The sequence below is a fragment of the Ramlibacter tataouinensis TTB310 genome (assembly GCF_000215705.1).
In the GTDB taxonomy this organism is placed as follows: Bacteria; Pseudomonadota; Gammaproteobacteria; order Burkholderiales; family Burkholderiaceae_C; genus Ramlibacter; species Ramlibacter tataouinensis.
The window spans coordinates 399,593-423,242 of the sequence record NC_015677.1 but is presented as its reverse complement, the minus strand read 5'-3'; the positions used below and the strand labels follow the sequence as shown (position 1 = coordinate 423,242).

Below are 23,650 nucleotides of genomic sequence, written 5' to 3'. Positions count from 1 at the left end.
GCGCCGGCATCACGCCATGGAGCACCGAGGTATGCAAGGAATCGAAGGAAAAGTCATCGCCATCACGGGGGCGAGCAGCGGCATCGGCGAGGCGACGGCACGCTGGCTCGCCCGGCGCGGGGCGCGCGTCATGCTCGGCGCGCGCCGCGACGAGCGCCTGCAGCGGCTGTCCGCCGAGATCGCCCAGGCGGGCGGGAGCGCACGCTGGCAGCGCCTGGACGTCAGCCGGCGCGACGACATGCAGGCCTTTGTCGACGCCGCGCACGAATGGGGCGGCCGCATCGATGTGCTGGTGAACAACGCGGGGGTGATGCCCCTGTCGAGGCTGGACGCGCTGAAGGTCGATGAATGGGACCGCATGATCGACGTGAACATCCGGGGCGTGCTGCACGGCATCGCGGCGGCCCTGCCCCCCATGCGCCGGCAGCGCAGCGGACAGATCGTCAACGTTTCCTCGATCGGCGCCCATGCGGTGTCGCCGACCGCGGCCGTGTACTGCGCCACGAAGTTCGCGGTCAACGCCCTCTCCGAGGGCCTGCGGCAGGAGGTCGGCGGCGACATCCGGGTCACCGTGGTGTCGCCGGGCGTGACCACCTCGGACCTGGCCGAATCGATCTCGGACCCGGCGGCGCGGCAGCTGATGGCGGAGTACCGGCGCGTCGCCCTGCCAGCCGAGGCGATCGCCCGCGCGATCGGCTACGCGATCGAGCAGCCGGACGACGTCGATGTGAGCGAGGTCATCGTGCGGCCCACGGCCAGCGCGTACTGAACCAGGTCCGCGCGCCTCAGCGCACCAGCGCCACCGCGCCCGAGAACGTGAGGAACGCCGCCGCCGTCGTCAGCAGGATGATGCGGGCGATGCGGCCGGTGTCCGCGCCGAAGCGCTCGGCCAGCAGCGAGACGTTGCTGGCGCTGGGCAGGGCTGCCACCAGCACCATCACGGTCAGCGCGAAGCGGTCCAGCGGCAGCCCCCAGGCGATGGCGGCGCGGCCGACCAGCCAGACCAGCACCGGATGCGCCACCAGCTTGGCCACGGCCACCGGCACGAAGTCCGCGGCGGGCAGGCGCCCGTGCTCGCTGGCCGCCGAGACGGCCTGCGAGCGCGCCAGCACGGCGCCGATGGTGAACAGCGCCACCGGCGAGGCGGCGTCGGCCAGCAGCCCCACCGTGGCGTCCACCGGCTGCACCAGCCGCAGCCCGGAGGCCGAGGCCAGCCCGCCCAGCGCGATGGCCCAGGGCATGGGGTTGAGCGCCACGCCCCTGAGCGCCTTCCTCGCCGCCTCGGAAGCGCCGTGCTGGTCGGCCCCGTCCAGGCGCGACAGCGCGATGCACAGCGAGCTGGTGATCACCAGGTCGATCAGGATGGTGAGGATGGCCGGCCCGGCGGCCGCCGGGCCCAGCAGCGCCACCAGCAGCGGCACGCCCATGAAGCCGGTGTTGGGAAAGGCCGCCACCAGCGCGCCGAAGGCGGCGTCGTTCCAGCGGATGCGCGGGTTCAGGCTGAACCACACGGTGCCGGCCACCATCAGCAGCGCGCACGGCAGGTACACCGCCAGCGCCGACGGGTCGAGCAGCTGCGCGATCGGCGTGCCGGCGCCGAAGCGGTACAGCAGGCAGGGCAGCGCGAAGAACAGCACGAAGGTGTTGAGCCCGGCGATGGCCTCCAGCGGCAGCATGCGCCGGCGCGCGGCCACGTAGCCGGCCAGCACCAGGGCGAAGAAAGGGAAGGTGACCTGCAGGATCTCGAGCACGGGGCGTATTGTCGCGGCACGCCCCGTGCCCGATCCCTCGCGTCAGGCCGCCTTGCGGTAGCGCAGGTCGAAGCGGTCCAGGTTCATGACCTTGTCCCAGGCGGCCACGAAGTCGCTGACGAAGTGCGCTTCGCCGTCGGCGGCGGCGTACACCTCCGACAGCGCGCGCAGCTGCGCGTTGGAGCCGAAGATCAGGTCGGCGAGGGTCGCCGTCCAGCGCACCTGGCCGGTCTTGCGGTCGGTGCCCTCGAACAGGTGCTTGGTGCCCTCTACCGGCTTCCAGGCCGTGCGCATGTCCAGCAGGTTGCGGAAGAAGTCGGGCGTCAGCGTGCCGGGGCGGCTGGTGAACACGCCGTGCTTCACGTTGCCGCTGGTCGCACCCAGGGCGCGCATGCCGCCGACCAGCGCCGTCATCTCGGGTGCGGTCAGCATCAGCAGGTTGGCCTTGTCGATCATGCCGTTGGCGACGTTGCCCTGGGCGCCGGTGTGGATGTAGTTGCGAAAGCCATCCACCGCCGGTTCGAGCACCTCGAACGAGTTGACGTCGGTCTGCTCCAGCGAGGCGTCCATGCGGCCCGGGGCGAAGGGCACCTTGACGCTGTGGCCGGCATTGCGGGCGGCGGCTTCCACCGCGGCGCAGCCGCCCAGCACGATCAGGTCGGCCAGCGACACCTTCTTGCCGCCGGTGGCCGTGGCGTTGAAGTCCTTCTGGATGCCCTCCAGCCGGGCCAGCACCTGCGCCAGCTCGGCCGGATCGTTGGCCTCCCAGTCCTTCTGCGGGGCCAGGCGGATGCGCGCACCGTTGGCGCCGCCGCGCAGGTCGGACCCCCGGAAGGTGGAGGCGGAGGCCCACGCGGTCTTCACCAGCTGCTGGACCGACAGGCCGGCGTCCAGGATCTTCTTCTTCAGCGCCGCGATGTCCGACTCGTCGACCAGCTTGTGGTTGACGGGCGGGATAGGGTCCTGCCAGAGCAGGTCTTCCTTCGGCACCAGGGGCCCCAGGTAGCGCACCTTCGGGCCCATGTCGCGGTGGGTCAGCTTGAACCAGGCGCGGGCGAAGGCGTCGGCGAACTTCTGCGGGTTGGCCATGAAGTCGCGCGAGATCTTCTCGTAGGCCGGATCGAAGCGCAGCGCCAGGTCGGCGGTGGTCATCATCGGCTGGTGCAGCTTGCCGGGGATGTGCGCGTCGGGCACGTTGCGGCCGGCGTCGCCCTTGGGCTTCCACTGGTGGGCGCCGGCGGGGCTCTTGGTCAGCTCCCACTCGTGGCCGAACAGGGTTTCGAAGTAGCTCATGTCCCACTTCGTGGGCGTGGGGGTCCAGGCGCCTTCGATGCCGCTGGTGATGGTGTGCGCGCCGATGCCGGACTCGTAGGCGTTCTTCCAGCCGAAGCCCAGCTCCTCGATGTTGGAGCCTTCGGGGTTCTCGCCCACGTGGTGCGCCGGGCCGGCGCCGTGGCTCTTGCCGAAGGTGTGGCCGCCGGCCACCAGGGCCACGGTCTCCTCGTCGTCCATGGCCATGCGGCCGAAGGTGTCGCGGATGTCGCGCGCCGAGCCCACCGGGTCGGGCTTGCCGTTCGGGCCCTCGGGGTTCACGTAGATCAGGCCCATCTGCACGGCAGCCAGCGGCTTGGCCAGCTCGCGCTCGCCGCTGTAGCGCTCATCGCCCAGCCAGCTGGATTCGGGGCCCCAGTCGATGGGCAGCGGTTCCCAGATGTCCTCGCGGCCGCCGCCGAAGCCGAAGGTCTTGAAGCCCATGGATTCCAGGGCCACGTTGCCGGCCAGGATCATCAGGTCGGCCCAGGACAGCTTGCGTCCGTACTTCTGCTTGATCGGCCACAGCAGCCGGCGCGCCTTGTCGAGGTTGCCGTTGTCGGGCCAGCTGTTGAGGGGCGCGAAGCGCTGCTCACCGGAGCGCGCGCCGCCGCGGCCGTCGAAGATGCGGTACGTGCCCGCCGAGTGCCAGGCCATGCGGATGAAGAACGGGCCGTAGTGCCCGTAGTCGGCCGGCCACCAGTCCTGCGAGTCCGTCATCAGCGCGTGCAGGTCGGCGATGACGGCCTTCAGGTCCAGCTTCTGGAATTCGGCCTTGTAGTCGAAGTCCTCGACCATCGGGTCGCCCAGGCCGGCATGCTGGTGCAGCATGCCCAGGTTCAACTGGTCCGGCCACCAGTGCGCGTTGGTGCGGGTCTGCCTGGGCTTGTTGCCCGCGGCGGCCTTGTCGTGCGCGACGGGGCACTTGAATTCGGTTTCGGCGCTCATGCTGCTGTTCTCCTTGGGTGTGGGAATGTCCGCTGCGGATGAGTCAACCGATCCGTCAGCGTCCAGCCCGTAGGGTATTCGGCGGATGGCCGGGGACGAATTGGAGTTTTGCAAGAGCTCGATAGGTGGCGCCTAAGGCGGCCAGCTGAAGCCCACTTCTGCTGGGGGTCGGAGCCGACATGCCGATCGCGGATGGCCTGCGTTGCGTGCAGGCCACCGCATGCCCTGGCACTGCTGAGTTCGCCCATAATCAGGCGCAGTGGAGAGCGTTCTGGACCTGACCATCGCGCAACTTTCGAGAGCAAGGCGTTCCTGTCGGCCGCCTCCTGGCGCCCATGGTTGCCTGGCGACGATGCTCTCCACGCCGGCCCGCACCAGCTCGTGATGATCAAGGCCATGAGACGCATGTGTTGTCACGTCCGAGGCTTGCTCCCATCCGTTTGACCCCCTCCAGATCGCCGTTCCATCCCTTGATCAAGCCCTATCACAGCGTGTACATCACCGGCACAGGCAAGTTCATGCCCAACGCGCCGGTGACCAACGATCAGATCGATCAGTTCATCGAGCCGCTGAATGCCCGCTCGCCGCGGATCAAGAACAAGATCCTTGAAGAAGCCGGCATCAAGACTCGCCACTATGCGCTGGACCAGGACGCGCGGACGACCCACTCCTGCGCGCAAATGGGCGCGCAAGCCATCCGCGACTGCCTCGACAAGGCACAGGGAGCGCTGTCGGACCTTGCGTTCCTCTGTAGCGGCACCTCGGGCGGCGACACGGTACTGCCGGGATTCGCCAACGCGGTCCAGGGCGAGCTGGGCGCGCAGCCGCTGGTCACAAGCAGCCACCAGGGTGTGTGCGCGTCCGGCATGGCCGCGCTGCAACACGGGGCCATGCTGGTCGAGCGCGGCGAGCACGCGTGCGGCATGGTGGTCGCCGCAGAATTCCCGTCGCGCCTGTTCAAGAAATCGCGCTTCACCTCGCGCGAATACAACACCGACTTCGACAGCCACTTCCTGCGCTGGATGCTGTCGGATGGTGCGGGCGCGTTCCGGCTAGCCAGCCGGCCGGCCACGCACGGCTTGTCGCTGAAGCTGCACTGGCTCCACCTGAAATCGTTCTCTGGTGACTACCCGTTGTGCATGCAGGTCGGGTTCCCGGAGAAGAATCGGCCGCAGTCGTACCTGGATTACCCGTCGTTCGCTGACGCGGAGAAGGATGGGGCGTTCCTGCTGCGGCAGGACATCCGCTTGCTGCCGCACCTGTTCGACGTCGGCATCCATGAATACGCGAAGCTGGTGCGTGACGGTGTGTTCCGCCCGGAGGAGATCGATCATTTCCTTTGCCACTACTCCTCGGAAAAGCTTGGTGGCGTGGTGGGCGATCTGATGGACAAGTCGGGCCTCGTGATTCCGAGGGAGCGCTGGTACAGCAACCTCGCGGTGCGTGGCAATACCGGAGCGGCCTCGATCTTCGTGATGCTCGACGATTTCCTCGCCAGCGGCCGCCTGCGAAACGGGCAGAAGATCCTGCTGTTCGTGCCCGAATCCGGCCGCTTCACGGTGTCGTATGCGCTGCTGGAGGCGGTCGAGTCCGGCGACCCGGCGGCGCAGGCTTCAGGACGGCACGCCGGCACGCCGCCCCAGCCGGCGTTGCCGGAGGCGCCGGTGATGGCCGCCGCCGGCATGGCCACCGCGCTGTCCGACACCCTCAAGCGCCTGGCGGGCGTCTGGCAGGACTACCGGTCGGCGGCATGGCGCACGCCCCTCATCCGCAAGCTCGTCGAAGGCAGGTTTGCCGCGGCCGACTACCGGACCTGGATGGAGCATTGGGTGCCGCAGGTGCGCGAGGGTAGCCGCTGGATGTTCGAAGCGGTCGACAGCATCGGCGAGCCGTTTCTCTTGCTGAAAGCGTTGATCCGGCAGCACGGGAACGAGGAGAAGAACGACTTCAAGGTGCTGTACGAGGACTACCTGCGTGCCGGTGGCGACAAGCCGCTGGATGCGCTGGTCCGCAACCCGGGCGGCGAGGCGCTCAACGCCTATATGCACGCCGCTGCTGCGCGACCGAATCCGGTGGCGCTGCTGGGTGGCATCTACATCATCGAAGGCACCGGCCAGCGGATCATTCCGGCTTTGCTGCCGATGATCAGGGAGCAGACGGGCCTGCCGCCGCAGGCATACCGTTTCCTGCAATACCACGGTGACAACGACCCGCACCACCTGGAACGTTGGCTGGCCGCGGTCGAGATCGCCCTGGACGGCGCCGAGGACCCGCAGGCGATGTCGGACGCAATCGTGCGCACCGCGCGCGAAGTCGCGTCGCTGTACCTGCTGCACATGGACCACGTCCAATGACGATCTACACCGACATTTCCAAGGTTCCGCACGATCCGGCGGATCCCGACCCGTGGCTCGCGATGTACATGGACACCAGCGTGCCGGTGCTCGACGAGGTGAAGAAGGCGTGGATCAGCAACCTGCGCTCGAGAACGCGCCAGTTCCTGCTCCCGGTCCTGCGGCCGCTCGCGCACGTCGTGATCATCCTTCTCCAGCTGTGGAAAGTCTTGCTGCCGAAGGCATTCACCTCGTCGGCGTTGCTGCATCGGATGCTGGTGTGGGGCCTGAAGACCTGGGTGCGGCCGGAGGCGAACTGGCTGATCCTGCGCCACTTCCACATCGGCTCACAAAACCTGGCCTTCATCGCGCGCAACGTGCCGGGCGTGAGCGTGCCGCTGAGTCCGCTGATGCCGCGCCGGATCGAAGATCTCATCGATCATGTGTTCCTGCGCCACGACATCAACCTGTTCAATTTCGTCATCAACCTGAACCGTGACCTGCGAGAGAAGAACATCGAGATCGGCAAGATCGAACACCCTGACTTCCGGGACATCGACGACGTGGACATGCGCATCGAGGACCTGCCGAACCGCTGGACCAACTTCCTGGACCTCGAGACGGCGATCGACCTGTTCACGCCGGTCTATTCGCTGTTCCTTTCGGACCATGATTTCTGGCGGGCCACCAACTCGCTGCAGATGGACGAGCCGATCGCCATCTATGCGGCCAAGATCCTGGGTCAGCCGGAACATCTGGTCCTGCTGAACAACAAGCACCCGCTGGTCCCGCTGACGACCTTGCGCGCCGGGCACAGGCTGGTGCTGCATGGCCTGTCGTCCGAAATGCTCTATACGCTGCTGGTTCGCAAGAAGAGGCAGGCAGCTGCATGAACGACCCGGCCGTTGCCGCTAGTGCACCGCTCGCGCGGCAGCCGACGGTCGATCTCCAGACACCCATTGCGCGCCACTGGTGCGGGGGTGATGCTTTCAGGACGGCATTCTTCAATGCGCTGTCCCAAGGATTTCCTCCGGGCGAACAGCTGTTCATTGACTCCGTGCGCGATTGCCTCCCGCTCTTGCATCCGGAAAAGCGCGATGGCCGGAAGGCAGCGATTCAAGGCTTCGTCGCACAGGAGGCCATACACCGGCGCATCCACGGCCTGTTCAATGCGCAGCTAGAACGGCAGGGCTTGCCGAATCGGTGGATACCTCGCGCTGAGCGTCGGATCCGCCGGATCAAGGGATTTTCCGCGCGGCACAAGCTCGCGCTGACCGTCGCCTACGAACACTTCACGGCGTTGCTGGGCCAATGGCTGCTGTGTCATCCGGACGTGTTCGACGGCTGCGAGGAGCGTCTCAGGTCGCTCTGGTTGTGGCATGCCTGCGAAGAAATCGAGCACAAGTCGATCGCGTTCGACGTGTACAGGGAGATCGGTGGCGGCCATGGCTGGCGCCGCTGGTGGATGCTGGTGGCGACGGTGGTTTTTGCGACTGACTGCTTTCGCCAGACCGTATTCAACCTGAGCAACGACCGCACGCTGTGGCGTCGCCGCACATGGGTCAGCGCAGGCCGCTTCCTTTTCGGGAAACGCGGTCTTTTGCGGCACGCGTTCGGCCATTGGTCCGCCTATCTGAGGCGCGATTTCCACCCCGGCCAGGAGGTCAGCCCGCTCGCGCAAGACTGGCTCGCCGCCAACGCTGGCAAGTTCCGGCTCGTGAGCGAGCGGAACTGAGCATTGCGTAGCACCAGAAGCAGTCAGGCCCCGATCTGGACCCACGTGATGGGCGACCTCCGTGTCGGCCGCAAGCGGCCATAGCCATCCTCGGTATCATCCGCCGCTTCGCCCCGCCGTACTCCTCTTCCTTCTCGCGCACGCATGTCCGGCCTCAACCTCGCCCAACAGGAAGCCGTCAACTACCTGCACGGGCCCTGCCTGGTGCTGGCCGGCGCCGGATCGGGCAAGACGCGTGTGATCACGCACAAGATCGCGCGGCTGATCCAGGCCGGCTGCGAAGCCCGGCGCATCCTGGCCATCACCTTCACCAACAAGGCGGCCGCCGAGATGCGCGAGCGCGCCAAGTCGCTGATCGGCCGCGACGCCAAGGAGGTGGTGATCTGCACCTTCCACGCATTGGGCGTGCGCCTGCTGCGGCAGGATGGCGCGGCGCTGGGCCTGAAGCCCCAGTTTTCCATCCTGGACAGTGACAACGTCACCTCCATCCTCAAGGACGCTGGCGGCACCACCGACGCCGCCACCGCGCGCCAGTGGCAATGGGCCATCAGCCTGTGGAAGAACATGGGCCTGAACGCGGCGCAGGCGCTGGCCCAGGCCAAGGACGACAACGAGCGCGTCACCGCCACCATCATGGCCCGCTACGAGGAACGCCTGACCGCCTACCAGAGCGTGGACTTCGATGACCTGATCGGCCTGCCGCTCAAGCTGCTGCGCGAGCACGCCGAGGTTCGGGAGAAGTGGCAGAAGAACCTGGGCCACGTGCTGGTCGACGAATACCAGGACACCAACGCCACCCAGTACGAGCTGCTCCGGCTGCTGGTGGGCGAGCGCGGCCGCTTCACCGCGGTGGGCGACGACGACCAGTCGATCTACGGCTGGCGCGGCGCCACGCTGGACAACCTGAAGAAGCTGCCGCAGGACTACCCCAACCTCAAAGTCATCAAGCTGGAGCAGAACTACCGCTCCACCTCGGCCATCCTGCGCGCGGCCAACAACGTCATCCAGCCCAACCCCAAGCTGTTCCCCAAGACGCTGTTCTCCGAGCTGGGCGAGGGCGAGCCGGTGCGCGTGGTCGACGCCGACGGCGAGGAGCACGAGGCCGAGCGCGCGGTGGCGCGGATCCAGTCGATCCGCGCCGGATCAGAGGCCGGGAGCGCCGGCAGCGTGCACAAGGAGTGGAAGGACTTCGCCATCCTCTACCGCGCCAACCACCAGGCCCGGGTGTTCGAGCAGGCGCTGCGCAAGGCGCAGATCCCCTACAAGGTGTCGGGGGGCCAGAGCTTCTTCGACCGCGCCGAGATCCGCGACCTGTGCGCCTGGCTGCGGCTGTGGGTGAACAACGACGACGACCCGGCCTTCCTGCGCGCGGTGACCACGCCCAAGCGCGGCATCGGCCACACCACGCTGCAGAACCTGGGCACCTTTGCCAGCCAGTACAAGCTGAGCCTGTTCGAGGCGCTGTTCTCCTCCTCGCTGGGCTCGGTGCTGCCGGCCAAGGCGGTGGGCAGCCTGCACGAGTTCGGCCGCTACGTAAACGACCTGGCGTACCGCGCCCGCCATACGCTGGGCGCCGAGGACGCGCGCGCCTTCCTGGCCGACTGGCTCAAGGACATGGGCTACGAGAAGCACCTGTACGACAGCGAGGACAGCGAGAAGCTGGCGGCCAGCCGCTGGACCCACGTGCTGGAGTTCTGCGACTGGATGGCGCAGCGCTGCGGCGGGCAGATCGACGATGCCGCCGGCGTGGCCGTCGCCAGCGAGCGCAAGAACCTGCTGGAGGTGGCGCAGACCATCGCCCTCTTGTCCACCATCAGCGAGCGCGAGAAGGACCAGAACGTGGTGACCCTGTCCACGCTGCACGCTGCCAAGGGCCTGGAATGGCCGCACGTGATGCTGGTCGGCTGCGTCGAGGGCCTGCTGCCGTTCAAGCTGGGCGACGACGACAACCCGACCGGACGCGCCGACGGGCCCATGAGCGAAGGCCTGCTGCAGCGCCTGCAGGAGGAGCGCCGGCTGATGTACGTGGGCATCACCCGCGCCCAGCGCTCGCTGGCCGTGAGCTGGACCAAGAAGCGCAAGAAGGGCCGCGAGATGGTGGCGGCCCAGCCCAGCCGCTTCATCGCCGAGATGGCGCTGGACAAGACCACCGCGCGCGAGGACCCGCGCGAAAAGCTCAAGGCCCTGCGCGCGGAGTTCGCCAGGAAGGCCCAGGACAGCGCGGCGCAAGCCGCCGCCGGCACACCATGAAACGCACGATCGCCCTTCTTTTGATGGCTGCCTGCCTGGCACCGGTGCAGGCTGCGGCCCAAACCAAGGTCCGGACCTGCCCCCGGGCCGCCGAGCTGAAGCCGGAGCAGCTGCTGGGCCGGTGGCGTGCCGAGTTCGAGGGCCTGGCCCAGGGCGCCACGGTGCTGCTGGAGCGCAATCCGCGCTGGGAGGGCCGCTTCAGCGGCACCGTCAACCGCAACGGCGCCCGCAGCGAGGTGGCGGGCGACGTGGAGGACGGCGAGTTCACGATGGAAGAGTCGGCCGACGGCACGCGCATCTCCGCGACGTGGCTGGGCGAAGTGGTCGAGGGCTCCTGCGGCCGCGAGATCCGCGGCACCTGGGAGGCCGAGGGCACGGAGCTCGCCCGGCCCTTCGTGCTGCGCCGTACGGCGCCGCGCTGAACCCAACGTCAGGTCAGACGCCGAGCCACTTGCCGATGCCGGTGAGCGAGTTCTGGTCGAATTCCACGAAGCCGCCGACGTTCAGGTTTTCCAGGCGCTTCTTGCCTTCGGCGCTCTGCTCCAGGCCGACGAAGTAGGCGGTGAGCTGCTCGCGCTGCGCGTCGCTGATGCGGGGGCTGGCGATCATGTGCTTGATCGGGACGGGCTTGCTGCTGAACAGGACCTTGCCGCCCTTGTCCTGCCAGTCCTTCACCACGGTACGCGAGGCCGTCACGCCGCTGGCCACCAGGCCATGCTCGACCATGAACGGCACCGCGTCCTGCATGCGCACGTACGAGACGGTGGGCACCTCGCCCAGGGCTTCGCGCAGCGTGGCCCGCATGATGACCGAGGTGATCGAATCCTCGTCGGGCGCGCCGACCTTGGCGGTCTTGAGCTCGGCGATGGTCTTGAGCGGGGAGTTCGCGGGCACCAGGAACGAGGCGCGGTACTCGGTGAAGCCCTTGGTCAGCGCCACCAGCCGGTAGCCCTTGCTCATGGCGCGGATCGAGTGATGGGCCGGATGGACGTAGGCCAGGTCGTAGCGCTGCTCGTTCAGGCCCTCGACCAGTTCCTTGTAGTCGACGACGGGCTGGATGCGGACCTTGCGCTTCATCAGCCGGGACAGGTCTTCGGCCAGGTCGTGGAAGCGCTCGGCCGTGGCGCCGGGATTGACGCGGTAGGTCGCGCCCTCGTTCACGGCAAAGACCAGCGGAGCGGGCGCCTGCGCGGCGGCGTGGCCGGCGGCAAGGGCGAACAGGAGGGTGGCAATGAATGAACGCATAGAGAGTGGCCCCACAGAGATATTTACATTTAGTAACGACGAGAGAGGCGCGCAGTATCTCGGCTCCTGATGGGATGGTGAAGAGCTGGTTTTCTTAAGGTTTAACCCGCAGAACGAAACGTCACACAAGCGCGGCCTCCCGCCCGCTGCGGCGGGCGATCATCCGGCCTTGGCCTACAAGCGCGCCAGCGGCCGGCTGCTACCTTCGCGTATTGCAGAGCTTGCACCGAAAGCCTCCATGCCCCCCAAGTCGAACGCTTCCCCCATCGCCCGAGCCGTGACCACGCTGAGCTGCGCCGCCGGCGCATCGCTGGCCGGCCTGGCACCCGCGGCGGCGCAGACCCCAGCCGCGCAGGCCGCCCCCACCGACAGCTGGCAGTCCTGCGCCGCCACCCAGGAGCCGGCGGCGCGGCTGGCCTGCTTCGACACCTGGGCGCTGCGCCAGCAGGCGACTCCGGCGGTGGTGGCCGCGCCCGGCATCACGCCGCCGCCAGCGCCCGGGGCCGCCGCCCCGGCGGCGGCGCCCATCCCGCCGGCCGAACCGGCGGTCGTGGCCAGCGCCCAGGCCGGCTGCCGCGACGACCGCTACTCGCGCCTGTCGCGCTTCTGGGAGCTGGAACGCGCCACCGACTGCGGCACCTTCGAGCTGCGCGGCTACCGGCCGATCTCGGCGTCGGTGGTGGCGGCCGACAGCGTCAACCGCCGGCCGACCTCCCCGGCGCCCGGACGCAGCGACGACGCCGAGGAGCCCTACCGCACCGCGGAGGCGCGCATCCAGCTGTCGGCCCGCGTCAAGATCGCGGCCAACCTGCTCACCGCCCGCGACCCGGTGCGCAGCGACTCGCTGTGGGTGGGCTTCACCCAGCAGTCGTACTGGCAGTTCTTCACCCCGGAGCTGTCGCGGCCGTTCCGCACCACCGACTACGAGCCCGAGGCCGTGTACGTCTACCCGGCGGCGCTGCAGCTGCCCTTGGGCTGGCGGTTCAGCCACGTCGGCCTGGGGGTGTCGCACCAGTCCAATGGCCGCCAGCTGCCGCAGTCGCGCAGCTGGAACCGCGTCTATGCGATGGCCGGCTTCGAGCTGGACAACCGCTTCGGCCTCGAGGCGCGGGTGTGGAAGCGCGCGTTCGAGAACGGCAACGACGACAACCCGGACATCAGCAACTTCATGGGACGCAGCGAGCTGACCGGCTTCTGGCACATGTCGCCGCTGGACACGGTGGCCACCACGGTGCGGCACAACCTGCGCTCGTCGGGCAAGGGCTCGCTGCGGCTGGAGTACTTCCGCGCCCTGGGCAAGGGCGGCCAGGGCGGGCCGCTGGGCGACCTGCGCTTCCACGCGCAGTACTTCAGCGGCTATGGCGACAGCATGCTGGACTACAACCGCAAGCGCAACGTGCTCAGCCTGGGAGTGGCGCTGGTGGACTGGTGAGCGCCCCAGACTCGGCCGGCAAGCCGCGATGGCGGCCGGGCACCCACCAAATCCACAAGCTGTTCGCCAGCACGCTGGTGCAGGTGTCGACTTACCAGGGGATCGCCTCGACCGCGCACGTTTCGCAGGAGCTGGGCGACGGCGTCCCGTCGCTGACCTTCATCCGGCGCGGAACCCACCTGCACCATGCCCACCGTCGGGCAGCGGTCATCGAACCGGGCAGCAGCGTGCTGTACCGGGGCGACCAGCCCTTTCGCCTGAGCCATCCATTCATCACCGAACACCCCGACGAATCGCTGTTTCTCGAATTCGGCAAGGACCTGCTCGGCGAGGTGTTCGGCGACCGGTCCAACGGGCGTGAATTGGGATTGCTGGTGCCGCAGCCTGTGCTGCTCGAGACAGCATTGATGCGCTCGTCCATGGCAGCACGCGCCCTAGACCCGATGGAAGGCGAGGAACGGGCGCTGTACCTGCTGGCCGCGCAGGCCGGCACCCTGGCACATGCGCCGCCCGGCTTGCCGAAACTCACGGCACGGGCGTGGCAGGCCGTCAGCCGCATCCGCGAGCTGGTCTCCACAGAATCGGCCTTCAGGCACAGCCTGCCTGCCTTGGCACTGCACGCGCAATGCACGCCCTTCCACCTGACCCGCCTGTTCAGGCAGGCGACGGGCATGACGATCACCCGCTACCGCCTGCACGTCAGGCTGGCGCGGGTGCTCGACGCCCTGGAAGGCGGCGAGTCCGACCTTACCCGGCTCGCCGCCGACGTGGGCTTCTCTGACCACGCGCACCTGACCCACAGCGTCCGCCAGGCCTTCGGCGCCCCGCCTTCCGCCCTCCGGTCGGCGCTGACACGCGCTGCCGCATCGCAACTGCGCAATTCCATACAAGCCACGCGAAAGCCGCGCGGCTAGCATGGATCCGGTTGCAGGCGCCTCGGCCCGAGCCGGGCACCCTCTGCCCCCTCTTTTCTCCATTTGCCCTCCGATTTCCAGTGATCGAAGCAACACGCGCGCCATGAAAACGACCGTAAGGCATTCACGATTGGTCCTGAACGGGACCGATGTCTTCTACCGAGAGGCCGGGTCACCCGGCGCCCCCGTCCTGCTGCTGCCGCATGGATACCCTTCCTCGTCCTATGAATTCAGGAATTTCATGGGCGCGCTGGGCGACCGGTGGCGGCTGCTGGCGCCGGACTTTCCCGGCACCGGCTACAGCGCCACGCCGCAGGGCTTTGACTACAGCTTCACCGGTTATGCCGATTTCCTGCAACGCTTCCTGGACCACCTCGGCGTCGGGCGGTTTGCGCTGTACCTGCACGATTTCGGCTCGCAGATCGGGCTGCGGCTCGCGATGCGGGTGCCCCAGCGCATAGCCGCCCTGATCATCCAGAACGGCGACATCTATGAAGATGCACTGGGCCCCAAGTACGAGGGCCTGAAACAGGTTTTCGAGCTGCCGGAGGACCACGCACGCCGCGAACTGCTGCAGCACGTCACCAAAGAGGAATTCAAGGCCGAATTCCTCAACGACGTGGGGCCGCAGCTGGCGCCCCTGCTGTCGCCGGACCTTTGGGAGCTGCATTGGGCCTTGATGACCGAGCGGCGCCGGCAGATCGCGGCCGACGTGCTGTTCGGGCTCAAGGAAAACCTCAACTGGTTTCCAAGATACCAGTCGTACCTGCGCGAGCACCGCCCGCCGGCCTTGATCGTGTGGGGACCGCAGGATGGCTATATGCCGCAGGCGTCGGCGCGTGCCTACCTGCGCGATCTGCCCGATGCCCAGCTCCACCTGCTGGACGGCGGTCACTGGCTGCTGGAGACACACCTGGACGAGGTCGTCACGCTGAGCAGGGACTTCCTGGTCAGGCACCACGCCACTTGAGGGACGAGGAGCCCGCATGAAAAGCCTGGATCACCTGCGGATCGCGTTGGTCGCCACCGATGGCTTCGAGAACGCGAGCGCCCGCTGGATTGACCGGGCCTGCGTATCTGACGGGCAACTGGTGACCTCGCGCGGCCCGCAGGACCTGCCCACGTTCAACCAGGAGATTGCCAACGCCTTCGCCGCTGCCGGCGCGCGTGCGGCCGTTCAAGGTCGGCCGCACGCTGGGCCCCCCAGCCCATAGCGTTCGGCCGCGGCGTGGAGGCGGTCCGCGATCGCCTGGCGCAGCTGCACGGGCGTGAGCACCTCCACCTCGGGGGCCAGCCGCATCAGCGGCCCGGCGGCCTGCTGCACCGACTCGGTGGGGATGCGCACCTTCACGCGCGCGCCCGGCGCGGCCGGCGGGTGCACGTCCTGCAGGGCGCGGGCCACCGCGGCGTTTTGCCGGCGCAGGTCCGCCAGGCCCTGCGCGGTGGCCAGCACCTCCGCCTGGCCGGCGTACAGCGCCACCTCGAACCGCCGGACCGCCTGCGCCCAGTGGCGGGCCAGGTCGAAGCGGCGCGGCCGCCGGCAGCGCGCGTCCAGCACCCGCGCCTGCCGGATGCCGGCCACCCGGTAGGTGCGGACCTTCCGCTCGCGCGAGGCGACCAGGTACCAGACGCCGGCCTTGAGCACCAGCCCCAGGGGATGCACCACCTGCCGCGCGGTGCGCACCCAGCCCTCGTAGTCGATCTCCAGCTGGCGCTCCTCCCACACGGCGCCCGCCACGGTGGGCAGGCAGCCGGCGGGCGGCGGCTCGCGGTACCAGTCGACCGGATCCAGATGGAGGCGCGTGCTCACGCGCTGCGCATGGCCGCGCCAGTCCGCCGGCAGCGCGGACAGCAGCTTCAGCTGCGCGCTTTGCACCTGCCGGCCCAGCCCCAGCTCGCCGGCGGGCCCGCCCAGCCCGCCGAGGAACACCGCCTGCGCCTCGGCGGGCGTCAGGCCGGTCAGCGTGGTGCGCCAGCCGGGCAGGAGCTGGAAGCCCCCTGCGCGCCCGCGCTCGGCGTAGACGGGCACGCCGGCCGCCGTGAGCTCGTCGATGTCGCGGTACAGCGTGCGCACGGAGATTTCGAGCGCTTCGGCCAGCGCCGGCGCGCTCATCCGGCCGCGCGTCTCCAGCAGCATCTGGATCGACAGGAGCCGGCTGGCGCGCATGAGGGGCAGTGTAGAGGCAATACCTGCCGTTCCCTGTCAGGTATGGCGGCGCAGACTCGCGGCCTCTTCACCAGGAGGTTTCCATGAGCACTGCCCCGGGCGCCCGCGACTGCGCCGTCATCGAGTTGCGCCAGTACACACTGCACCCCGGCCGGCGCGAGGCGCTGATCGAGCTGTTCGACAGGGAGTTCGTCGAGACGCAGGAGGCCGTCGGGATGCGGGTGCTGGGCCAGTTCCGCGACCTGGACGATCCCGACCGCTTCACCTGGCTGCGCGGCTTCGCCGACATGCGGGCGCGGCGGCGCGGCCTGGAGGCCTTCTATGGCGGGCCGGTGTGGGCGGCCCACCGCGATGCGGCCAACGCCACCATGGCGGATTCGGACAATGTGCTGCTGCTGCGCCCGGCCCGATCCGGCAGCGCGTGGACCCGGGAGCGGCCGCGACCCGCCGCCGGCGCCGGCGGCTGCGCACCGGGCCTGCTCGACGGGACGGTGTTCGCGCTGCGCGAGCCCGCCTCGCCCGCCCTGCTGGACCTGGTCTGCGGACGGGCGGCACAGGTGCTGCGCGAAGGCGGCGCCCTGGACGTGGGCTGGTACACGAACGAACCCGCTCCCAACGACTTTCCCCGCCTGCCGGTGCGCGAAAAGGAGCAGGTGCTGCTGGGCCTCGCCCTCTTCGCCGACGCACCGGCTTTCGACGCCTTCGTGCGGGCAGGCCGCTGGCAACGCGAGATCGCGCCGGCTTTGCAGCCCTGCCTGGCGGCGGCACCCGAGACGCGCCGCCTCTGCCCAACGGCGCGTTCGGCACTGCGGGCCGGGTGATGGACGGCACCCTGTGGCTGTTCGCCCTGTTCGTGTTCGGCATCGTGGTGGTGCCGGGCATGGACATGGCGTTCGTGCTGTCCAGCGCCGTGGTGGACGGGCGGCGTGCCGGGCTGGTGGCCGTGGCCGGCCTGGTCGCCGGCGGCATGGCCCACGTGGCGCTGGGTGCGCTGGGCGTGGGGCTGGTGCTGCAGGCGGCACCGGCGGCCTTCAACGTCGTGCTGGCCGCCGGTTGCGTCTACGTGGCCTGGATGGGCGTCTCGTTGTGGCGCCACCCGGCCACGCTGGGCGAAGTGCAGGATCTGTCTTCTCGCAGCACCGGCCGCACCTTCTGCCGCGCGGCGGCGACCTGCCTGCTCAATCCCAAGGCCTATGTCTTCATGGTCGCGGTGTTCCCGCAGTTCATCCGCCCCGGGCACGGCGCCTTGCTGCCGCAGGCCTTGGCGCTGGGCGCCATCGTCGCCCTCACCCAGGTGCTGGTGTACGGGGCGGTGGCGCTGGGTGCCGGCGCACTGCGCAGCCGGCTGGAACGGTCAAGAATCGCGCAGGTGCGCACGGCCCGGGCGGTGGCGCTGCTGCTGCTGGCCACTGCCGCCTGGACGCTGTCGCACAGCTGGCTGCGCATCAGCCCCGCGGATCCACCTTCAGGATGTTGCCCTCGGGGCTGACGTCCACCTGGTGCTGACGACCCTCGTGGCGCAGCAGGATCTCGTAACGCAGCCGGCCGCCCTCCTGCTCGCGCCCGGCCTCCAGCACGATGGCGTCACGGAAGCGTTTCTGGAGCGCCTGCACCACCTCGCCCGGCAGCTCGGCTGCCGGGATTCTGTCGGCCCAGGCAGGCGCGGCCAGGCCCGCCATCAGCACGGCACCGGCTCCCAGGGAAAGCAGAAGCTTGCGCATGTGTTTCTCCTTCTGGTCAGCACGTCAGCGGTGCCAGTCTAGGCACCGCAGCGCCGCCCCCGCATCGGCCAGCGGCACGGACAGGCGTCAGAACGTGCCGACAGGCTCAGGCTGGCCACGCCCACGCGGCGGGGATCCGGCAGGGCTCACACACTCTGCCTGAAGCCCTCGACAAAACGCCGGTCGATCAAATCCTTCCACCGCCACGTCCAACTTCCCTGCCAGCTCCAGCGCGCCCAGACCGCCACGGCGTGGCGATCGCCCGTGCTCACCAGGTACAGCGCCTGGCGCTGGGGACGCCATTCGGTCAGCGGCATGCCCTCGCAGAAGGCCAGCAGGCTGCGCGCCAGCGCCGCGCCGGCGCGCACGGCGTACACGCCCGATTTCGGCAGCGGCCGCGGGTGGCTGGCGGCGTCCCCCGCGGCGAAGACGTTCGCGTGCGAGAGGCTCTGGAGCTTGCCGTTCACGCGCACGTATCCTGCGTCGTCGGTATCCAGGCCCGAGGCCGCCAGCCAGGGCACGGGCGCTGCGCCCGTCACGATCCAGCAGACGTCCGCGGCGGCCTCGCCGGTGTCCTCGAACACGATGCGTCGGGATTCGATCGCGGCGGCTCGCCTGGAACCCTCCCACTCGACGCCCACCTCCCGCAGCTTGTCCGCCATGCAGGTCCGTGCGGACGCGGGCGCGCCCGGCAGTGGTGTGGCCTCGGAGCCCACGAGCCGCACGCGCAGGTGCGACCATCCTTCGCGGATGGCGCGATGACGCAGTCCGAAAGCCAGTTCCACTCCGCCCGGGCCGGCGCCCAGCACCACGACGTGCAGGGGCCCGCGGGTGTCGTGCAGCTGCCGCCGCAGGCGTTCCCACGCGGCGGCGAAGCCCTCGATGGGACGAATGCCCACGCCATGCTCCGCGGCGCCGGGGATGGTGTGAGGCGGGCCCGATCCCACGTCGATGGACAGCGCGTCGAAGGCGATGCTTCCGTGATGCCGGGTGTGCAGGACCCCGGCATCGGCGTCCAGCCCGGTTGCTGCATCCAGCAGCAGACCCACCTCCGCCGCGCGTGCGAGCGGCAAGAGGTCGATCGAGATCTCGTCGAGCGTGTAGTGCCCCGCGATCCATCCTGGCAGCATCCCCGAATAGATCTGCCGGGGATGCGGCGTGACCAGCAGCGCGTCCCAGCCGCGGGGCCGGCGCTCGGCGAACCTGGCCAGGACCTGCAGGTGGGCGTGCCCGCCGCCCAGGAGCACGAGCCGCTTCACGCGCCGGACAGCAGCACGTCGCCGAACCAGGCGTCGACGCCGTCGCCGGTGTTGTCGGTGTCCGCGCCCACCGCGATCGCGCGCACCGGCGGCATGGCCCCCCCGAACGACTCCTCCCAGTCCTGCCGCAGGTCGCGCTCGGCGGGCCGCCATTGCGAGACCCGCGCGTCGCCGCTTTCCAGCACCACCATCCGCACCCGGTCCGTGTACGGGTTCCATCCCGTGCTGCCCGCCGCCTGTGCGGTTCCCCAGGCATAGCAGATCGCGGCCGCGGGGATCTCCCGGCCGGACAGGCTGCGCGCCGCCTGCAGGCGCAGGCGATCCGCGAGCGAGAGGCGCTCCGGTGGCAGGTCGAACAGCACGTACAGGCGCGCGGCGTAGTCGTCGCCCGCCCGGGTGCGCAGGTCGGATCCGGCCAGGGCGTTCGACACCTTCCACCGCCAGCGCAGCCGTGTCGCCCGCGTGCCCGCCGGCACGGTCGCGAGCAGGCTCGACGCCGACGCGCGGGACCGCACGTGCAGGACGGCCACGCCGTCGTCCAGCGTCACCGCATAGACGTTGGCGCGTCGCACCTTGGGCAAGGTCTCGTGCACCCATCCCGGCGGCGGGCCGCCGCCCGGCGGGGCCGTCGAGAAGCGAGGCAGCGCGACCTCGGCGGCGCCGGCTCCATCCAGGGGCAGCGCGGCCATCGCCGCGCCCCACAGGAGCGCATCGCGCCGCGCGATGCGAAGCGGCTCGTCGGCGTCGTGGCTGCGCTTGGACATCTCAGCCCCTGCGCCATGCGTGGTAGCGCGCGAGCCACCGCATCAGCCGCGCCGGCTGGTGCGCGCGCCGCCACTCGCCGGCGGCGTACTTGCCCGCTTCCGACCAGGTGGGGTACGTGTGGACGGTGCCGAGGATCTTGCCGAGGCCCAGGCCATGGCGCATCGCCAGCACGAACTCGGCAAGCATCTCCGCCGCGTGCGCGCCGACGATGGTCGCGCCGAGGATCCTGTCCTTGCCGGGCACGGTCAGCACCTTCACGAAGCCGCGGGCCTGGCCGTCGGCGATGGCGCGATCGAGCTCCTCCAGGCCGTAGCGGGTGACCTCGTACGCGATGCCCTGCTGGCGTGCCTCCCGCTCGTTCAGGCCCACGCGCGCGATCTCGGGATCGATGAAGGTGGCCGCGGGAATCACCCGGTAATCCGCACGGAAGCGCCTGAAGCCGCCAAACAGGGCATTCACCGTCGCATACCAGGCCTGGTGCGACGCCGTGTGGGTGAACTGGTAGGGCCCTGCCACGTCGCCGGCGGCGTAGATGTTCGGGTAGAGCGTCTGCAGGTACTCGTTGGTCTCCACCGTGCGGTCCACGGGGATGCCGAGGTCCTCGAGCCCGTAGCCCTCCAGCCTGGCCTGGCGCCCGACGGCGCAAAGCAGCGCATCGAACGGCAGCCGGACCTCCCCGCCCCCGGCCTGCGCCACCAGGACCTTCTCGTCGCCGTGGCGCTCGCAGCGAATCGCCTCGTGCCCGGTGAGCACCCGCACGCCGTCGGCCTGCAAGGCGCGCGCCGCTGCCTCGCTGACCTCGTCGTCCTCGCGGGCCAGCAGCCTCTCGGCGAGCTCCACCTGCGTGACCTCGACGCCCAGGCGGGCGAAAGCCTGTGACAGTTCGCAGCCGATCGGGCCGCCCCCGAGGACCAGCAGCCGCTTGGGCGGCTGCTGGCGCGCGCCGAAGTCGTCCCACAGCGTGTCGCTGGTGACGTAGCCCACCGCATCCAGACCCGGCAGTGGCGGGACGATCGGGCGCGCCCCGGCGGCGATGACGATGGCCCGCGTGGTGAGCTTGCGGCAGGAGCCGTCCGCGTGGGTGATCTCCACGCTCCAGGGATCGACGATGCGGGCATGGCCCGCCACGACATCCACGCCCAGGCTGCGGAAGCGTTCCGGGCTGTCGTGCGGCTCCACCGCGCTGACCACGGCGCGGATCCTGCGCATCACCGCCTGGAGCGAGAAGGACGGCGCCACGTCCTGCAGGCCCCAGGCGCCGGCATGGCGCATCTGGTGCGCGAGCTTCGCGCTGCGGATCAGCGCCTTGCTCGGCACGCACCCGTAATTGAGGCAGTCGCCGCCCATCTTGTGGCCCTCCACCAGGGTGACCGACGCCTTCACGGCCGCAGCGATGTACGCCGACACCAGCCCGGCCGCGCCGGCGCCGATCACCACCAGGTTGCGGTCGAAGCGGCGCGGACGACGCCCCCGCCAGCGCGCGTAGACACGGCGACCCTGGAAGACGCGCACCATGCCGCGCGCGAGCCAGGGGAACACGGCCAGCAGCGCGAAGGACCCGATCAGGGCCGGGCTGAGGATGCTGCGCACCGACTGCACCTGCGCCAGCTGGGTGCCGGCATTCACGTACACCACGGTGCCGGCGAGCATGCCGGCCTGGCTGACCCAGTAGAAGGTCCACGGCCGCAGCGCGGTCAGGCCCATGGCCAGGTTGATGACGAAAAAGGGTACGAACGGGACCAGGCGCAGCGTGAAGAGGTACATGGCGCCCTCGCGCTGCACGCCACGGTCGATCTCGCGCAGCCTGCTGCCGAAGCGGGCGCGGACGCTGTCGCGCAGCAGGAAGCGCGCGAGGAGGAAGGCGAACAGGGCGCCCAGGCTGGAGGCGAAGGACACCAGCAGGGTGCCGCCCGCGAGGCCGAACAGGGCGCCGGCGGCCAGCGTGAGAATCGCCGCGCCCGGCAGCGACAGGGCCGTCGCCAGGACATAGAGCGCGAAGAACGACGCCGCGGTGACGACTGGATGCCGGTCGCGCAGTGCGCCCAGCGCAGCCTGGCTTTGCCGCAGCACGTCCAGGCTCAGGAAGCGGCCGAGGTCCAGGGCGAAGAAGAGGACGATGGCGGCGAGGAGGGTCGCGACCAGGGTCAACTTCCTTGTGCTCATGGAGCTGTCCCGGGGCGGGCCTGAGGTGATGGCGCCTGCGTTGCGGTGAGCCGGGTGGCCAGGGCCGCCAGGTCGGGAACGTCCAGCGCGGGCTCGGGCGCCAGCGGGAACTTCTGCTGGCCTTCGCGCGCGACGAACGCCGTCCGCATCCCGGCCCAGGCAGCGCCCGCGACGTCCCAGCCATGGGCGGCGACCAGCATGCATTCGGAGGGCTGCACACCCATTTCGTCCGCCGCCCACAGGTAGACGTCGCGGTGCGGCTTGAACTTGCCGGTACCCTGCACGCTCAGCTGCCGTTCGAAGAACCGGTCGAGGCCGGCGTGCGCCAGCTGCGCCTCGGCGCCGGCCTGCGTCGAATTCGTCAGGCTGGCCATGCGGAACCCCGCCCGCTGCAGCCGCTCCAGCGCGGGGATCACCTCGGGATGGGCAGCCGCGGTGCGCATCCCCGCCATCACGGCCAAGGCGTCTTGCTGCGACAGGCCCAGGTCGGCATTGCGCGCCAGCATCCGCAGCGCGGCGGCGCCGATCTCCGGGAATCCCGCGTACTGGCCGCTGACGGTCAGGACCAGGGAGTAGTGCAGCATGGTGGTGAACCAGAGCGTCCCCGCGCCGGGTTCCTGCAGCAGGTCGCCGACCTGGCGCTTCACGGCGCCGACGTCCAGCAATGTCTCGTTGACGTCGAACAACAGGACGGTCGGACGGGTGTTCAGGTCCATCGCGGGTATCTCCAGGTTCAGGTTCAGTGCGGGCGCTGCCCGGCGGCCGAGGCATCCTCGATCTGGCGCAGCCACTGTGCCGGCGGCACGCCCACCTTGCGCACGAAGGCCCGGATGAAGGCGCTGCTGCTGCCGTACCCGGATTCCGCCGACACCTGCTTCATGGCCCGGCCGCTGCGCAGCAGGTGCTGCGCGATCGTCATGCGCCAGCCGGCCAGGTAATCGGCCGGGGTCTGCCCGGTCACCTCGCGGAACCGCGCGGCGAAGCGCGCGCGAGAGAGACCGGCTTGCGCGGCCATGTCGGCGAGCTCCCAGGCCCGCGTGGGTTCGCGATGCAGGGCGACGAGCGCCCTGGCCAGGCGCGGCTCGGACAGGCCGGCCAGGGTGCCGCCGGTGGTGAGGCCCTGGCGCAGGCAATGCCGCAGCAGCTGGATGATCAGCAGTTCGCACAGGCGGTCCACCGCCGCCTGCGCGCCCGGCCGCCCACCGAAGGCTTCGCGCGCCAGCAGCCCGAGCAGGGGGAGCGCGCCCTCCAGGTCCTGCAGCCGCACCGCCAGCAGGGGCGGCAGCGAATCGCTGATCGGGTTGTTGTTGCAGCCGCCGAACTGCACCGTGGCGCACAGCACTTTCGCGCCGAGCGAATCGTCGGCGACCAGCCGATGCTGCTGCGGCCGCGGCATGAACAGCAGCGTGGGCCTGTCGATGCGCTGCGCAGCGCCGTCCGCCTGCACCAGGTCGACGGGGCCTTCCTCGATGATGTGCAGGTGGCCCCGGTGTTCGTCGCCGGCGAAACCGTGCACGCCGCAGATCTGGCCGGTGTAGAAGACGCCGGCGCTGATCGCGAATCGGTTCAGCAGGAGGGAAAGCGCGTCCATGTGCACTCCGTCGGTTGGCATGCATGCTACGCGCTCGGCGAGACGGGCGATCTACTGGGGGCCGC

Annotated in this window: 22 protein-coding genes; 12 read left to right on the top strand and 10 right to left on the bottom strand. The window is 69.7% G+C overall.

What is annotated here, in order from left to right; genetic code table 11:
• Positions 1–31 precede the first annotated feature (31 nt).
• Positions 32–769 carry an SDR family oxidoreductase gene (locus tag RTA_RS02100; RefSeq protein WP_013899719.1) on the top strand — a complete coding sequence of 246 codons (738 nt, stop codon included), beginning with the start codon at positions 32–34 and terminating at the stop codon, positions 767–769.
• A 16-nt stretch (positions 770–785) separates the two neighbouring features.
• On the opposite strand, the gene RTA_RS02095 is transcribed toward RTA_RS02100, so the two are convergent.
• Together RTA_RS02095 and katG are read right to left on the bottom strand one after the other, a co-directional pair.
• Positions 786–1,751: an AEC family transporter gene (locus tag RTA_RS02095; protein ID WP_013899718.1), complete on the bottom strand. Its 966-nt coding sequence runs from the start codon at positions 1,749–1,751 to the stop codon at positions 786–788.
• Between the two features lie 42 nt (positions 1,752–1,793).
• Entirely contained in the window at positions 1,794–4,010 is a 2,217-nt protein-coding gene (katG, locus tag RTA_RS02090; protein ID WP_013899717.1) for a catalase/peroxidase HPI, read from the bottom strand.
• A 518-nt stretch (positions 4,011–4,528) separates the two neighbouring features.
• Between katG and RTA_RS02085 the strand changes: the two genes are divergently transcribed.
• The 5 genes from RTA_RS02085 to RTA_RS02065 all read left to right on the top strand — a co-directional run bounded on the left by RTA_RS02085 (position 4,529) and on the right by RTA_RS02065 (position 10,750).
• Entirely contained in the window at positions 4,529–6,364 is a 1,836-nt protein-coding gene (locus tag RTA_RS02085) for a StlD/DarB family beta-ketosynthase (protein WP_049871353.1), read from the top strand.
• Positions 6,361–7,236 (top strand): DUF6999 family protein, encoded by an 876-nt coding sequence (locus RTA_RS02080; protein ID WP_013899715.1) that lies wholly within the window; start codon positions 6,361–6,363, stop codon positions 7,234–7,236. The genes RTA_RS02085 and RTA_RS02080 overlap by 4 nt, the downstream gene beginning before the upstream one ends.
• The gene (locus tag RTA_RS02075) at positions 7,233–8,078 is read left to right on the top strand and encodes a metal-dependent hydrolase (protein ID WP_013899714.1); all 846 of its coding nucleotides are present in this window, start codon (positions 7,233–7,235) and stop codon (positions 8,076–8,078) included. Before RTA_RS02080 ends, RTA_RS02075 begins: the two co-directional genes overlap by 4 nt.
• A 144-nt stretch (positions 8,079–8,222) precedes the next feature.
• Positions 8,223–10,328 (top strand): ATP-dependent helicase, encoded by a 2,106-nt coding sequence (locus RTA_RS02070; RefSeq protein WP_041674968.1) that lies wholly within the window; start codon positions 8,223–8,225, stop codon positions 10,326–10,328.
• Positions 10,325–10,750: a hypothetical protein gene (locus RTA_RS02065; RefSeq protein ID WP_013899712.1), complete on the top strand. Its 426-nt coding sequence runs from the start codon at positions 10,325–10,327 to the stop codon at positions 10,748–10,750. Before RTA_RS02070 ends, RTA_RS02065 begins: the two co-directional genes overlap by 4 nt.
• A gap of 13 nt (positions 10,751–10,763) precedes the next feature.
• Here the strand turns inward: RTA_RS02065 and RTA_RS02060 are convergent, their stop codons facing one another.
• Positions 10,764–11,573 carry a phosphate/phosphite/phosphonate ABC transporter substrate-binding protein gene (locus RTA_RS02060; protein ID WP_013899711.1) on the bottom strand — a complete coding sequence of 270 codons (810 nt, stop codon included), beginning with the start codon at positions 11,571–11,573 and terminating at the stop codon, positions 10,764–10,766.
• A gap of 238 nt (positions 11,574–11,811) precedes the next feature.
• Between RTA_RS02060 and RTA_RS02055 the strand changes: the two genes are divergently transcribed.
• The 4 genes from RTA_RS02055 (at position 11,812) to RTA_RS02040 (ending at position 15,133) form a co-directional block, all read left to right on the top strand.
• The gene (locus RTA_RS02055; RefSeq protein WP_081466187.1) at positions 11,812–13,005 is read left to right on the top strand and encodes a phospholipase A; all 1,194 of its coding nucleotides are present in this window, start codon (positions 11,812–11,814) and stop codon (positions 13,003–13,005) included.
• Positions 13,002–13,919, top strand: a complete 918-nt coding sequence (locus tag RTA_RS19595) for a helix-turn-helix transcriptional regulator (RefSeq protein ID WP_013899709.1) — start codon at positions 13,002–13,004, stop codon at positions 13,917–13,919. The genes RTA_RS02055 and RTA_RS19595 overlap by 4 nt, the downstream gene beginning before the upstream one ends.
• Before the next feature lie 103 nt (positions 13,920–14,022).
• Entirely contained in the window at positions 14,023–14,889 is an 867-nt protein-coding gene (locus RTA_RS02045) for an alpha/beta fold hydrolase (protein ID WP_041674967.1), read from the top strand.
• A gap of 16 nt (positions 14,890–14,905) precedes the next feature.
• Entirely contained in the window at positions 14,906–15,133 is a 228-nt protein-coding gene (locus RTA_RS02040) for a DJ-1/PfpI family protein (protein WP_041674966.1), read from the top strand.
• Here the strand turns inward: RTA_RS02040 and RTA_RS02035 are convergent.
• Entirely contained in the window at positions 15,097–16,086 is a 990-nt protein-coding gene (locus RTA_RS02035; RefSeq protein ID WP_041674965.1) for a helix-turn-helix transcriptional regulator, read from the bottom strand. The two genes, RTA_RS02040 and RTA_RS02035, sit on opposite strands and share 37 nt — an antisense overlap.
• Positions 16,087–16,169: 83 nt before the next feature.
• Here RTA_RS02035 and RTA_RS02030 point away from each other — a divergent pair, with 83 nt between their 5' ends.
• Together RTA_RS02030 and RTA_RS02025 are read left to right on the top strand one after the other, a co-directional pair.
• Positions 16,170–16,907 (top strand): NIPSNAP family protein, encoded by a 738-nt coding sequence (locus RTA_RS02030; RefSeq protein WP_013899706.1) that lies wholly within the window; start codon positions 16,170–16,172, stop codon positions 16,905–16,907.
• Positions 16,907–17,575 (top strand): LysE family translocator, encoded by a 669-nt coding sequence (locus RTA_RS02025; RefSeq protein ID WP_013899705.1) that lies wholly within the window; start codon positions 16,907–16,909, stop codon positions 17,573–17,575. Before RTA_RS02030 ends, RTA_RS02025 begins: the two co-directional genes overlap by 1 nt.
• Here RTA_RS02025 and RTA_RS02020 read toward each other — a convergent pair.
• The 6 genes from RTA_RS02020 to RTA_RS01995 all read right to left on the bottom strand — a co-directional run bounded on the left by RTA_RS02020 (position 17,532) and on the right by RTA_RS01995 (position 23,585).
• Entirely contained in the window at positions 17,532–17,807 is a 276-nt protein-coding gene (locus RTA_RS02020; protein WP_041674964.1) for a PepSY domain-containing protein, read from the bottom strand. The genes RTA_RS02025 and RTA_RS02020 overlap by 44 nt on opposite strands.
• Positions 17,808–17,953: 146 nt before the next feature.
• On the bottom strand, positions 17,954–19,066 hold the full coding sequence (locus RTA_RS02015) for an FAD-dependent oxidoreductase (RefSeq protein WP_041674963.1): 1,113 nt from the start codon (positions 19,064–19,066) through the stop codon (positions 17,954–17,956).
• On the bottom strand, positions 19,063–19,830 hold the full coding sequence (locus RTA_RS02010; RefSeq protein ID WP_013899703.1) for a DUF3047 domain-containing protein: 768 nt from the start codon (positions 19,828–19,830) through the stop codon (positions 19,063–19,065). Before RTA_RS02010 ends, RTA_RS02015 begins: the two co-directional genes overlap by 4 nt.
• A 1-nt stretch (position 19,831) precedes the next feature.
• Entirely contained in the window at positions 19,832–21,994 is a 2,163-nt protein-coding gene (locus tag RTA_RS02005; protein WP_013899702.1) for a dihydrolipoyl dehydrogenase family protein, read from the bottom strand.
• Complete coding sequence (locus tag RTA_RS02000) at positions 21,991–22,710, bottom strand: haloacid dehalogenase type II (RefSeq protein ID WP_013899701.1); 720 nt, start codon at positions 22,708–22,710, stop codon at positions 21,991–21,993. The genes RTA_RS02005 and RTA_RS02000 overlap by 4 nt, the downstream gene beginning before the upstream one ends.
• Positions 22,711–22,733: 23 nt before the next feature.
• Entirely contained in the window at positions 22,734–23,585 is an 852-nt protein-coding gene (locus RTA_RS01995) for an AraC family transcriptional regulator (RefSeq protein ID WP_013899700.1), read from the bottom strand.
• Positions 23,586–23,650 lie beyond the last annotated feature (65 nt).